This is a genomic window from Pseudomonas sp. GM102, assembly GCF_000282555.1.
GTDB lineage: Bacteria > Pseudomonadota > Gammaproteobacteria > Pseudomonadales > Pseudomonadaceae > Aquipseudomonas.
In genome coordinates this window covers 96,160-110,001 of sequence record NZ_AKJB01000083.1, presented here as the reverse complement: position 1 = coordinate 110,001, position 13,842 = coordinate 96,160, and the positions used below count along the sequence as shown (strand labels likewise).

10 protein-coding genes are annotated in these 13,842 nt (G+C 59.3%); 6 read left to right on the top strand and 4 right to left on the bottom strand.

The genetic code is table 11. From position 1 onward, the window contains the following. Positions 1–1,707 (bottom strand): TcfC E-set like domain-containing protein (locus PMI18_RS08950; RefSeq protein ID WP_007903685.1); only part of this gene is annotated, 1,707 nt, incomplete at its 3' end. A 111-nt stretch (positions 1,708–1,818) separates the two neighbouring features. After that, on the bottom strand, positions 1,819–2,295 hold the full coding sequence (locus PMI18_RS08955; RefSeq protein WP_007903683.1) for a CS1 type fimbrial major subunit: 477 nt from the start codon (positions 2,293–2,295) through the stop codon (positions 1,819–1,821). Between the two features lie 519 nt (positions 2,296–2,814). Here PMI18_RS08955 and PMI18_RS08960 point away from each other — a divergent pair. Both PMI18_RS08960 and PMI18_RS08965 read left to right on the top strand, forming a co-directional pair. Next, positions 2,815–3,396 (top strand): PadR family transcriptional regulator, encoded by a 582-nt coding sequence (locus PMI18_RS08960; RefSeq protein ID WP_007903680.1) that lies wholly within the window; start codon positions 2,815–2,817, stop codon positions 3,394–3,396. Further along, positions 3,393–4,190: a siderophore-interacting protein gene (locus PMI18_RS08965; RefSeq protein ID WP_007903675.1), complete on the top strand. Its 798-nt coding sequence runs from the start codon at positions 3,393–3,395 to the stop codon at positions 4,188–4,190. Before PMI18_RS08960 ends, PMI18_RS08965 begins: the two co-directional genes overlap by 4 nt. A 161-nt stretch (positions 4,191–4,351) precedes the next feature. On the opposite strand, the gene PMI18_RS08970 is transcribed toward PMI18_RS08965, so the two are convergent. Further along, complete coding sequence (locus PMI18_RS08970) at positions 4,352–5,008, bottom strand: Pr6Pr family membrane protein (RefSeq protein WP_007903673.1); 657 nt, start codon at positions 5,006–5,008, stop codon at positions 4,352–4,354. 2 nt (positions 5,009–5,010) lie between these two features. Further along, a complete protein-coding gene (locus PMI18_RS08975; RefSeq protein ID WP_007903672.1) occupies positions 5,011–5,241 on the bottom strand; it encodes a VF530 family DNA-binding protein in 231 nt (76 codons plus the stop codon). 253 nt (positions 5,242–5,494) lie between these two features. Between PMI18_RS08975 and PMI18_RS08980 the strand changes: the two genes are divergently transcribed. The 4 genes from PMI18_RS08980 to lon all read left to right on the top strand — a co-directional run bounded on the left by PMI18_RS08980 (position 5,495) and on the right by lon (position 13,731). Beyond that, positions 5,495–6,340: a TauD/TfdA dioxygenase family protein gene (locus tag PMI18_RS08980; RefSeq protein WP_007903671.1), complete on the top strand. Its 846-nt coding sequence runs from the start codon at positions 5,495–5,497 to the stop codon at positions 6,338–6,340. Between the two features lie 205 nt (positions 6,341–6,545). After that, entirely contained in the window at positions 6,546–7,928 is a 1,383-nt protein-coding gene (locus tag PMI18_RS08985; protein WP_033036712.1) for a carbohydrate porin, read from the top strand. Between the two features lie 217 nt (positions 7,929–8,145). Beyond that, positions 8,146–10,554: a glucose/quinate/shikimate family membrane-bound PQQ-dependent dehydrogenase gene (locus tag PMI18_RS08990; protein ID WP_007903663.1), complete on the top strand. Its 2,409-nt coding sequence runs from the start codon at positions 8,146–8,148 to the stop codon at positions 10,552–10,554. 759 nt (positions 10,555–11,313) lie between these two features. Beyond that, positions 11,314–13,731, top strand: coding sequence for an endopeptidase La (lon, locus tag PMI18_RS08995; RefSeq protein WP_007903662.1), 2,418 nt, complete (start codon positions 11,314–11,316; stop codon positions 13,729–13,731). Positions 13,732–13,842 lie beyond the last annotated feature (111 nt).

The window sequence follows — 13,842 nt, the reverse complement described above, 5'->3', positions numbered from 1 at the left end:
CCGCCTGCCGATGCTGCCGGAAACCTGCTGTCCTGGACCGCCCAGCGCCATGTTGATGCTCAGGTCGACGCCGCGATTGCGCGCGTCGCCGCTGCTGTAACTGCCCGGTCGATCGAACAACGAGAGCCGCCAATTGGCATCGCTGCCCAGCAACGTCGTGCGTTGCGTCCAGCCCAGGTCCATGCCAACACCTTCGACATTGCCTTCGCTGTGGGAGACCCGCGCGTTGAGCGAACTTTTGCGGCTGATCCGGTGGTTCAGTGCCAGCGATGAATTGCTGGTCTCGCCGGTGAACACGTTGCGTTGGCGCACGCGGGTACCGTCGGGCAGCGTGTCGTAGGTGTTGGTGGTGTCAAGCCAACTGCGGTTGTGGCTCACCACCAGACTGCCGGAGCCATAGTTGTACAGCGCTTGCAGATCGGCGCCGGTGCCGTGGTCTTCGGTCTGGTACAGGTTGGCGTAGAGGTTGATGCTGTTGGCCAGGCTCCAGTCGATGGAACTGCCGTACTGCAGCGTGTTGCGAACCTGACGTGCCGACAGCCCGAGGATCACACGGGGGTGCAACAAATAGTTGATCGCAGCTCCCGCCGTCGCATCGCCGCTGTTTTGTTGATCCCAGTTGCTGAGCAGTTTGCTTTCCTGTCCGGCGAACAGGTTGTAGCGCCAGCGCTCATCGTGATTGCGCCAGTTATTCGGTTTGTAGATCAGTTCCTGGGTGGTCGAGGTGGTTTGACCGTCTTCGATCAGGCGCACTTCTACCTCGTAAATACCGCCAGGCAACGGCCGGGTGTCGAGGGTCTGCAAACCGGCCGGCACCGATTGGGTGTTGATCAGCAAACCATCGCGGAAAATCTCCACCGAGGCCTGTCGATTGGCGGTGACATAAACCGGATAGACGCTGGGTTTTGGACTGTCGATCGCCAGGCTGTCGGAGCTGCCGTACATCACGCCCACGGCGGTGTCGGGGCTGGTGCCGAACGAGCGCGGCTGACGGGTCAGGCCTTCGGAATTGGGGGTGAAGTAGCCCAGGCGAAAAAAACTGCCTTGCAGTTCGCGCTGGGTGTAAAGCTCGTGTACGGCGTGATAGGTCTTGGTGTCCGGCCCGCCAAGGCGTGCCAGTTGCATGTTGAAGGTCTGGCTCCAATTGCCCAGGCTGCCGCTGGCCTCCAGGCCGAAACGCCCGCCGAGGTCCTGATCCTGACCGCCATTGAGATTGAGCTGGTTGCGCACCATCAGGCCGCTGCTGCCGCCTTCAGGCTGATCGTAGAAACGCTTGGCATCAGTGTCGCGCTCGGCATTTTCGGTGACGATCGACAGCAATGAGTTCTCCAGGTTGTAGTGCACCGCCAGCATCTGTTCCGGGCATTGTCCGGTGCAGGTGCCCAGCGCCACGCCGGGTTTGAGGAGGGTGGCCCAGGTGTCGCGTTCGCTCACACTGAAGCGGCTGTCACTGGTATCGGTGAATTCGAGTAACGTGACCCGGTCGTCGCGAGACAACACAATCATCGCCTCGCCGAGGGGTTGTTGATCGAGCTCGACCCGCACCGCCAATGGCACATCGAAGAAATGCTCTTCGAACTCCGCTGGCAGGCCCTTGGCCTGGGCCAGCAAACTTCGAGGCGTATGATCAACGGAAGTAGGCGCCGCAAATGCACTGCTACATAACAGCAACGCAAGCGTTGCCGCGATGGGCGTCATCGGGAACATGAACAAGTACTCTGATTACAAGGAAGTCAAAGCCCGGCCGACAAACCAAAACAGCTTGCCGACCGTTTACGTTACTTGAATAAGTAAACGTTTTACCGTCGCCGATGTTGCTTAGACGGAAGGTTCAACGACCAGCATGACGACGCCGGTGTAATCACCCGCAGCCGGCTTGGCGCCGGTCGCGCTGATTTTGAACGGTGCGCGATAGCGGACGTTGGACTCGGTGTCGCCAACAACTTCTTGCGAAGTCGTCGTCAGCGTTTTGCCATTGAGCTCGACTTTCAGATCGATGGTGCTGTTACCGGCAATCAGCTTCGGCACACCTTCCAGGCGGGCGTGCACCTTGCCGGCGGTGTGCAGCACGTCGAAGTGCCCGTCGACTGTTCTCATCGTGCCGGTAGACGGGTTGTAGCTCATGTCCTGATCCTTGTTGACCAGGTCCGCATCGACTGGCACCGCGTAGAAATCGTCAGACGGCACGTGGGCAACAATGCTGATGGAGTGCTTGGCTTCGGTGGCCGCAAACGCCATCGAGGAACTCAGTGCCAGAATAGCCAGAGGAGCAGCAAACGCGATTTTCTTGAACATCTTTCAGTACCTGTCTTTTAAATAAAAAGGGTCTAAGCATTGAAAGTTTCGCTGGAGCACAACCGTCACGAGCAGTGATGTTCCAGTGCAACTTTCAACGCCGAAAGATGATCGACCAAACAATCTGGAAAGTAAGCAGGCAAGTTCCTCAAAGTGTGTAGCCAAAGTGCCGTGACCGAGGAAAGAAAAATACCGAAGTATTGTTAAAGTCGCTGTTCGACTGTCAGAACAAGACTACATAAAGCCAATACACTGGCAATAAAGGCCGACAACGACACTGCCATTTCTGTAGGAGGGATATTACAAAGCTAATGAATTAAGGTGTGAATCGTCACTTTAGAGAGTTAACACTAATTTCAACTTGTTCGCCCGTTTTAAAAGCCGATTTTGGAGCGGCGAAAGCGCCATTTTCAGTGACGTTCTCGTCTGGCGTTGTGATCAGCCGTTGGTCGGGGGGCCTTGCGAACCATCTAAGATATATCTTAAGTTGTATCTAAACACGACAAGAGAACGCAAAAAATGAGAGACCATCATTCCCCCCACCGCGAACATGGCGATGGCCGCGACGGCTTCGAGAAACGCCCCGGGCCCGGCCGCGAACGCGGAGGACGCGGCCCACGGGTATTCGCCCCCGGTGACCTGAAATTGCTGTTGCTGGCACTGATCGCCGAACAGCCATGCCACGGCTACGACCTGATCCGCCAGATCGAAAGCATGTTCGACGGCGCCTACAGCCCCAGCCCCGGCGTGATTTATCCGACCCTGACCTTTCTGGAAGAAAGCGAAATGATCCTGGGCGACGCCGAGGGCGGAAAAAAACGCTACAGCATCACCGACGCCGGACGTCTGTCATTAAGCGAACAAGCGATTGCCCTGGACGGTGTGCGTATGCGCATTGAAGTCAGCAAACGCTCGTTGCGCGGCCATGATCGCCCGGCCGAAATTCACGAAGCGGTGCACAACTTGCGCCACGCCTTGCAAATGCACCATGGACGCTGGAGCCCGGAAGAAATCCTGCGGGTGCGCGACCTGCTTAACAACACCGCCAAGGCCATCGTCGATGGCCCCGCTGTTCAACCAGTTCAGGAGAAAACCGAATGACTGACGTGATCCTGCAATCCCCATCCCAATCCATTCACCGCGTCATGCATGAGATCAAACGCCGTCGCCTGGAAGTGCTGCGGGTGGTCGACCTGACGCCGCGCATGCGCAGGATTACGCTGGGTGGCCCTGAGCTGGCAGGCTTCATCAGCCTCGGAACGGACGACCACGTCAAATTGCTGTTCCCGCAGAATGCCGAGCAAGAGGCAGCGCTGGAAAACCTGGTGCTGGGCGCCGGCAAGGACAACGGCCCGTTGCCCGAAATGCGCGACTACACGCCACGTCGTTACGACCTGAACACGCTGGAACTGGACATCGACTTCGTGCTGCACGGCGATGGCCCTGCCTCGACCTGGGCCGAGCAGGCCAAACCTGGCCAGTTCCTGCAAATCGGCGGGCCACGGGGTTCGATGATCGTGCCGGACATCTTCGACAGCTACCTGCTGATCGGTGACGAAACCGCCCTGCCCGCCATCGCCCGTCGCCTCGAAGGCCTGGCCGCCAATCGGCGGGCATTGGTGATCGTGGAAGTGGAGAACGGCGCCGAACAACAACGTCTGGAAAGCGCAGCCCAGGTCGATGTGATCTGGGTGTTGCGTGAAGGAGGCAAAAACAACCTGCTGACCACCGTGCAACAGATCAAGGTGCCCGATGGCAATCTGTATGCGTGGGTGGCGACCGAGTCCAAAGTGTCACGGCAGATCCGCCGGGTATTGCTCGATGAGCACGGGCTGGACGAGCAGTTCGTGAAAGCCGTCGGCTACTGGCGACTGGATGACAGTGACGAGGAATAACCACAATATTGTGGTTACCTGCTTTTTGTGGCGAGGGAGCTTGCTCCCGCTCGGCTGCGAAGCAGTCGCTAACCGGACAACACGGTGTGTCAGAGAATACCTGGTTGCAGGTTCAGGGCTGCTTCGCAGCCCAGCGGGGGCAAGCTCCCTCGCCACAGTGTTCACTGCCGATCCGTGCGCCACCGATCCAGCCCAATCACCACCAGCGAAATCAGCACAAACCCCGCCAACAATCCCCCTGCATTCACAAACACCTGTGGATAACCCAGCTTGTCCACATCAATGAACGGATAGGGATAAACCGCCAGCAGATGCCCGCGCCATAACGCAAAGCCGAAGTACACCAGCGGATAGGTCACCCACAACGCAATGTGCCGTAACCGCAACGTACCTTTGGGTACACAGCACCACCAATAAGCCAGAAACAGCAGCGGCATGACGTCATGCATCAGCTCGTCAGCCAGCCATTGCCAGCCTTCTGGATGCCACAAATGGCGCAACAACAGGCTGTACGCCATACCGACCACGGCGATGCTCACCGCAATCCCGCTGCTTACCCACGGCTGCAAAAACCAGCGTCGCGCTGCCGACTCGCGGGACGTCAGTTCACAGGTCAGCACCACCGCCACCAACGTATTGCTCAGCACGGTGAAAAAACTGAAAAAACTCACCAGCCCACCCAGCAGACTGGCCGCAACACTCCAGCGTAAGTAAAGAATCAGGTACAGCTGAATGCTCAAACCGGCCCAGCCCAAAACCGCAGCCACGGCAACATAATGACGCCTCGCGGCAGAACCTGGCGTCGAGGGTATGACCATGTTCAGAGTGGGCGCTTGGTGCGCATCAGCTTCACGTACAGGCGCTCGACCTTCTCCCGCGCCCACGGGGTTTTACGCAGGAACGTCAGGCTCGACTTGATGCTTGGGTCGCTTTTGAAGCAGCGGATATCGATGCGCTCGGCCAGCCCCGACCATTCATAGTGTTCAACCAGGGCGTTGAGGATCTGTTCCAGCGTCACGCCGTGCAGCGGGTTGTTGTTCTGTTCGGTCATGCCGGGCCTTCGAGCGATGAAAGGAATGGAAGCCGCGCACCTTAGCCGAGGGTGTGGTCAGGTGGAAGTGCCTCTTCGAATACCGGGACAGATCCTGAGTTAACTGTAGGAGAACTCCTGCGCGCAAGCAGGCTCATTCGCAAAAGATCCCCAGGAAAAAACCGGTAAAACATCCTCCGAGCTGCGTCTTCGACTTGGTTGTATGCCGCAGGCTAAAGTCCCTGCATCGACCCACAACCACAGGAGACTTTCCATGCAAGGATGCATCGAAAAACAACTCAATCAGCCGTTCGGGCTGACGATCACACCGACTTTCAGCGGGCAATCCCTGTCCCGCTTGCCGATCGACGAATTGCGCGAGCTCGCCAGACAACATCACTTGGTAATCCTGCGCGACTTCAGCCATGACTTGCACACCCCCACGGCGCTGGTGCACTACGCCAGGCAATGGGGCGAAATTCAGTCAGGTTCGTATGGCGACATACTTGAAGTGCGCGAACACCGGGATGCGCAAGATCATGTGTTCGATCACCATGACATGCACCTGCACTGGGACGGCGTCTTTGTGCCGACAGTCCCGGAATTCCAGCTGTTCCACTGCCTGCAAGCACCTGGCCCCGAGGCTGGCGGGCAGACCACCTTCGTTAATACCCGCGCGCTGATCCGGCAGGTGCCTGCACAGCGACTCGCGCAATGGCAGGCAATCGAGGTGACCTACCGTATCGACAAAGTCGCTCACTATGGCGGCGAAGTCCGGTCGCCCCTGTTGGTACATGATCCTCGAGACCACGAGTGGGTGCTGCGCTACTGCGAGCCGGCCGTCACCAACCGCCAGGTGCTCAACCGTCACTCGCTGGAGTATCACGGTATCGAAGCATCAGAGATCAGCGAGTTCGCCGCGGATCTGCACCGGCGCCTGTGCGATCCGCAGTTCGTTTACGCTCACGCCTGGCAACCCGGCGACCTGCTGATCGCCGATAATTTCTCGCTGTTGCATGGACGCCGAGCGTTCAATTCGCAATGCACCCGACACTTGCAGCGAGTGCATCTCCACGGCTCGCCACGGTGCATCAATCGCGCTCTGATACATGCCGGTTAACACCGCACACGGCCCGACCGGTACTGCGGTGCCGGTCTTTGAGCAACTATTACCAAATCCGAAATGATCCATGTCAGTAAAAGCTCTTTCTCTATGTGTAACAGAACATTATCCTTACGCCCGTCCAGCTGAAACGCTTCCCCCTGCTTCATTCCTGCTGCGTTCAGTTCACCCCCTTTAGAAAAAGACCAAGAATTTCTTCTCTATGCCCGATTTTCAAGCTCCGCGAGACAGCGCTGTCTTACCCTTTATGGCCAGTCGAAAAACCCTGAGCCTGATCGGTGGATTCACCGCATTGAGCCTCGCCACTTGCACCCAGGCTGCACCGGCCTTCGATAGCGATTCGCCGTGGATGCTCGGTGACTGGAACGGTACGCGCACCGAACTTTCGGAAAAAGGCTACGACTTCAAAGTCGATTACACCGGTGAAATGGGCAGCAACCTACACGGCGGCTACGACCATGACCGCACCGCTCGCTACAGCGACCAGTTTGGCTTTGGCACCCATCTGGACTTGCAGAAGATTCTCGGCTGGGACGACGCTGAATTTCAGCTGACCATCACCGAGCGCAACGGCAACAACATCAGCAACGACCGGATCAACGATCCGCGGGTCGGCGGTTTCACCTCGGCTCAGGAAGTCTGGGGCCGCGGCCAGACCTGGCGCCTGACGCAGATGTGGTATCAGCAGAAATTCTTCGATCAGAAGCTCGATATAAAAGTCGGCCGCTTCGGCGAGGGCGAAGACTTCAACAGCTTCCCCTGCGACTTCCAGAACCTGGCGTTCTGCGGCTCCCAGGTCGGCAACTGGGTGGGCGACATCTGGTACAACTGGCCGGTCAGCCAGTGGGCGATGCGCGTCAAATATCACCTGACGCCGCAGTTGTACGCGCAGGTCGGGGCTTACGAGCAAAACCCGTCCAACCTGGATCGCGACAACGGCTTCAAACTCAGCGGCAGCGGCACGCAGGGCGCGATTCTGCCGGTGGAACTGGTCTGGACCCCGAAATTCAATGGCCTGCCGGGTGAATACCGCGCCGGTTACTACTACAGCAACGCCAAGGCCACCGATGTCTACAAGGACAGCAACGGCCAGCCGGCAGCCCTGAGTGGCGAGGCTTATCGCAGCGCATCGAGCAAGCACGGTGTGTGGCTCGGCATTCAGCAGCAGCTGACCAGCCGCGCCAGTGACCATTCACGGGGCTTGAGCGTGTTTGCCAACGGCACCATGCACGACAAGAAAACCAACGCCATCGATAACTACGTCCAGGCTGGCGTCGTCTACAAAGGCTTGTTCGATGCCCGCGCCAGGGACGACATCGGTTTTGCCCTGGCCCGTGTCCATGTCAACCCGGCTTATCGCAAAAACGCCGAAGCGACCAATCAGGCCCGCGCCGTCTTCGACTACGACGATCCGTCGTTCCTGCCACCGCAGGACACCGAATACAGCGCCGAACTCTATTACGGCGTGCACGTCACGAACTGGCTGACCGTGCGCCCGAACCTGCAATACATCCGCCACCCCGGTGGCGTGGACAAGGTCGATGACGCGCTGATTGGCGGGATCAAGATCCAGTCGTCGTTCTAAGAATCACCACAAATCCCTGTAGGAGCGAGGCTTGCCCGCGAAGGCGATCTATTAATCAGCATCTTTTGTTGAATGTTAATCCGTCTTCGCGGGCAAGCCTCGCTCCTACAAGGGAATGCGGCGTCCAACCGTTTTTTATATGAACCCTGCCCGCGCCAGATCGTCATCTACAGTGAACTTGCGCGGGCTTACTTAAAACGTCACGGAGAACCACACTATGAGCGCTGATGGTGCTTTCAGTCGAAGCCGTCTGCTGCCGAGCCTGCTCGGTATCGTGCTTCTACTAATGGGCCTGGCCTTGCTGGCCGGGGGGATCAAGCTGAGCATGCTCGGCGGCTCGCTGTATTACCTGCTGGCCGGTATCGGCCTGATGCTGACCGGTGGGCTGCTGCTTGCCGACCGTTATGCGGCGCTGAGCCTGTACGCGGTGGTGCTGTTCGCCAGTACGGTTTGGGCACTGTGGGAAGTTGGCCTGGACTGGTGGCAACTGGTGCCACGTCTGGCGCTGCTCTTTGCCCTCGGTATCGTCATGCTGCTGCCATGGTTCCGTCGCCCGTTGCGTACCGGCGAGTTCAACCCGGTCGGCACCGGCGTGCTGAGCGCTGCCGTGGTCATCGCCGGTATCGCCGCGCTGGCCAGCCTGTTCACCAACCCAGGTGAAATCAAAGGCGAACTGGATCGTGACGCCGTGCCTGGCATGAGCAACACCGCCCCGGCCATGCCCGATGGCGACTGGAACTCCTACGGCCGCAGCGCCCATGGCGATCGCTACTCGCCACTGGCGCAGATCACGCCGCAGAACGTCAACAAACTGGTTCCCGCCTGGACCTACCGCACCGGCGACCTGCCTGGCCCGAACGACCCGGGCGAAACCACTGCCGAAAACACCCCGCTCAAAGCCAACGGCATGCTCTATGTCTGCACGCCGCATAGCCAGGTGATCGCGCTGGACCCGGACACCGGCAAGGAACTCTGGCGTTTCGATCCGAAGCTCTCCACGCAGAACGCGGCGAACTTCAAGGGTTGGGCACACATGACCTGCCGTGGCGTGACCTATCACGATGACGCCGCCTACGCGTCCGAGCAGAGCCCGACCGGCACTGCCAACGCGCCAGTTGCCAGCGTCTGCCCGCGCCGGATCTTTCTGCCGACCGCCGACACCCGTCTGATCGCCCTGAACGCCGACACCGGCAAAATGTGCGAAGACTTCGGCAACGGTGGCCAGGTTGACCTGACGACCAACATCGGTGAATTCACCGCCGGCGGTTATTACTCCACCTCTCCACCAGCGGTCACCAAAGACCTGGTGGTGATTGGCGGCCACGTGACCGACAACGTTTCCATCGACGAGCCAAGCGGCGTGATCCGCGCGTTCGACGTGCACACCGGCAAACTGGTATGGAACTGGGACAGCGGCAACCCGGACGACACCACGCCGATTGCCGAAGGCAAGGTCTACACCCGCAACTCGCCAAACATGTGGTCGATATTCAGCGTCGACGAAAAACTCGGCATGATCTACCTGCCGATGGGCAACCAGACCCCGGATCAGTTCGGTGGCGCACGCACCCCTGAATCGGAACTGCACGCCGCCGGCCTGACCGCGCTGGACATCGCCACCGGCAAGGTGCGCTGGCACTTCCAGTTCACCCACCATGACCTGTGGGACATGGACGTCGGCGGCCAGCCAACCCTGATGGACCTGAAAACCGCAGACGGTGTGAAACCGGCAGTGCTCGCGTCCACCAAGCAAGGCAGCATCTACGTGCTGGACCGCAGTAATGGTCAGCCGATCGTGCCGATCAAGGAAATTCCGGTGCCGCAAGGCGCAGTGGAAGGCGACTACACTTCGCCGACCCAACCGATGTCCGACCTGAACTTCGTGCCGCCGACCCTCAAGGAACGCGACATGTGGGGCGTGACCCCGTTCGATCAGATGCTGTGCCGGATCGACTTCAAATCCCTGCGTTACGACGGCATGTTCACCCCACCGTCGCTGCAAGGCTCGATCGTTTACCCCGGTAACTTCGGCGTGTTCGACTGGGGCGGCATTTCCGTCGATCCGGTGCGTCAGATTGCATTTGTGAACCCGAGCTTCATGGCGTTCAAATCGAAGCTGATCCCCGCCGCCGAAATCGCCAAACAAGGCCCTCGCGTCAGCGAAACCGAAGGCGTGCAGCCCAACAAAGGCGCGCCATACGGGGTGATCCTCGAAGCCCTGCTGTCGCCAATGGGCTTGCCGTGCCAGGCACCGGCCTGGGGTTACGTGGCGGCGGTCGATTTGACCACCAACAAAACCATCTGGATGCACAAGAACGGCACCGTGCGCGACAGCTCGCCAGTTCCAATTCCTTTGAGCATGGGCGTACCGAGCCTGGGCGGGGCCTTCACCACTGCCAGTGGCGTGGCCTTCCTGAGCGGCACCCTCGACCAGTACCTGCGCGCCTACGACGTGAAAAACGGCAAGCAACTGTGGGAAGGCCGCCTGCCAGCAGGCGCGCAAACCACACCAATGACCTACACCGGCAAAGACGGCAAGCAATACGTGCTCGTTGTTGCGGGCGGTCACGGATCGCTGGGCACCAAACAGGGCGACTATGTGATTGCGTACAAACTGTCGGAATAAGCGGTAGCGGCAGTTAAAGGAAAGGCGACGCCTGTGAGGGGTCGCCTTTTTTTGTGGGTAATCCCCGCGATATCCAAAATCCCCTGTAGGAGCGAGGCTTGCCCGCGAAGACGGTCCGATATTCAACATGGATGTCGCCTGACACGCCGCCATCGCGAGCAGGCTCGCTCCCACAATTGAACCGTGTGCATCTGCGAGAGATTGGTCGGCTGTCAGGCCGCCTTCGCGGGCAAGCCTCGCTCCCACAAAAAGCCATCGGCATACACCCGCCCCTCACCACTCAACAGGCCGAGCGTTAGCTCGCCTGCAGCTTTTGATCTGGCTTTTGATCTTGATCCACCCGCCCCTTCGGGAGGCTGAGCGCAGGTGTTCATCTGGGGATTGGCGCGCAGCGCCGTTCGACGCAGTCGAACCCATCGCATGTAGGTCGTAGCGAAGCAGACCGTAGGGCGATGCCCCCCGATGGATACCGGAGCGAAGGAACGCCGAGCCTCAGCGAGGGGCCGGACGCTTGGGGCGAAGCCTTTTGCTTACTTTTCGGCGTCTGGAAAAGTGAGTCGCCGTAAGGGCGAAACCCTAAGCCGCCGTTACCGCAGCAACGGATATGTACACAACCCAACCAAAGCATGGTCGGCCCAAAGGCCGCCAAGTCCAAACACCTGTCAAAACCCTGAACACACAAGCTGAAATATCCAGGCCCATTGAAACCACCCCCCACCTGCCCCATCTAAGACCCATACCCTATTGCGCAGGTGCCCCATGACCGACCAGCAAGAATTCCCTGAAGACACGAGCGAATACGCCGAAACAGACAACGCCGAACACCACTCCACCGGCAAAGGCCTCGCCCTGCCTGGCCAGAACCTGCCGGACAAGGTCTACATCATCCCGATTCACAACCGGCCCTTCTTCCCGGCGCAAGTACTGCCGGTGATCGTCAACGAAGAGCCGTGGGCCGAAACCCTCGAACTGGTGAGCCAATCCGACCACCACTCCCTGGCCCTGTTCTTCATGGACACCCCCCAGGAAGATCCGCGCCACTTCGACACCAAAGCCCTGCCGGAATACGGCACCCTGGTCAAAGTGCACCACGCCAGTCGCGAAAACGGCAAACTGCAATTCGTCGCCCAGGGCCTGACCCGCGTCCGCATCAAAACCTGGCTCAAACACCATCGCCCGCCGTACCTGGTGGAAGTCGAATACCCGCATCAGCCCACCGAGCCGACCGACGAGGTCAAGGCCTACGGCATGGCGCTGATCAACGCGATCAAGGAACTGCTGCCGCTCAACCCTCTGTACAGCGAAGAGCTGAAGAACTACCTCAACCGCTTCAGCCCCAACGACCCGTCACCGCTAACCGACTTCGCCGCCGCCCTGACCTCGGCCACTGGCAGCGAGCTGCAAGAAGTGCTCGACTGCGTGCCGATGCTCAAGCGCATGGAAAAAGTCCTGCCGATGCTGCGCAAGGAAGTCGAAGTCGCGCGCCTGCAGAAAGAAATCTCCGCCGAAGTGAACCGCAAGATCGGCGAGCACCAGCGTGAGTTCTTCCTCAAGGAACAACTCAAGGTCATCCAGCAAGAGCTGGGGCTGACCAAGGATGATCGCAGCGCCGACATCGAGCAGTTCGAGCAACGTCTGACGGGCAAGGTGTTGCCACCTCAGGCGCAGAAACGCATCGAAGAGGAAATGAACAAACTGTCGATCCTCGAGACCGGCTCCCCGGAATATGCGGTGACCCGTAACTACCTCGACTGGGCGACCTCAGTGCCGTGGGGCGTGTACGGCGAGGACAAACTCGACCTCAAACACGCGCGCAAGGTGCTGGACAAACACCACGCCGGCCTCGATGACATCAAGGACCGCATCCTCGAATTCCTCGCGGTCGGCGCTTATAAAGGCGAGATCAGCGGCTCCATCGTGTTACTGGTGGGCCCGCCGGGTGTGGGCAAGACCAGCGTTGGCAAGTCCATCGCCGAATCCCTCGGCCGGCCGTTCTATCGCTTCAGCGTCGGCGGCATGCGCGACGAAGCCGAGATCAAGGGCCACCGCCGCACCTACATCGGCGCACAACCGGGCAAACTCGTCCACGCGTTGAAAGACGTCGAAGTGATGAACCCGGTGATCATGCTCGACGAGATCGACAAAATGGGCCAGAGCTACCAGGGCGACCCCGCCTCGGCGCTGCTGGAAACCCTCGACCCGGAACAGAACGTCGAATTCCTCGACCACTACCTGGATTTACGCCTGGACCTGTCGAAAGTGCTGTTCGTCTGCACCGCCAACACCCTGGATTCGATTCCCGGCCCGTTGCTGGACCGAATGGAAGTGATTCGCCTGTCGGGTTACATCACCGAAGAAAAAGTCGCGATCGCCAAGCGTCACCTGTGGCCAAAACAGCTTGAGAAAGCGGGCGTGTCCAAAGGTAGCCTGAGCATCAGCGACAACGCATTGAAAGCCTTGATCGACGGCTACGCCCGTGAAGCCGGGGTGCGGCAGCTGGAAAAGAACCTCGGCAAACTGGTGCGCAAGGCCGTGATGAAGTTGCTCGACGAACCGAAAGCAGTGATCAAGCTCGGCCCGAAAGACCTGGAAGCCTCACTCGGCCGGCCGGTGTTCCGTAATGAGCAAGTACTGTCCGGCATCGGCGTGATCACCGGGCTAGCCTGGACCAGCATGGGCGGCGCCACCCTGCCGATCGAAGCGACGCGCATTCATACCCTCAACCGTGGCTTCAAACTCACCGGGCAACTGGGGGAAGTGATGAAAGAGTCGGCAGAAATTGCCTACAGCTACGTCAGCTCCAATCTGAAGCAATTTGGCGGCGATCCGACGTTCTTCGACGAAGCCTTCGTCCACCTCCACGTACCGGAAGGCGCCACGCCGAAAGACGGCCCGAGCGCCGGCGTGACCATGGCCAGCGCCCTGCTGTCCCTGGCCCGCAACCAGTCGCCGAAAAAAGGCGTGGCCATGACCGGTGAACTGACGCTGACCGGGCATGTACTGCCGATTGGTGGCGTGCGAGAGAAAGTCATCGCGGCGCGTCGGCAGAAGATTTTCGAGTTGATCCTGCCCGAGCCTAACCGTGGAAGCTTTGAAGAACTGCCGGATTATCTGAAGGAAGGGATTACCGTGCACTTTGCCAAGCGCTTTGCGGATGTGGCGAAGATATTGTTCTGATCGTTATGTAGTGCCTGTGCGATTGCTTTCGCGGGCAAACCTCGCTCCTACAGGGTTGTGCGTCGTTCGCATTTTTTGTGATCGACACACACACCTGTAGGAGCGAGGCTT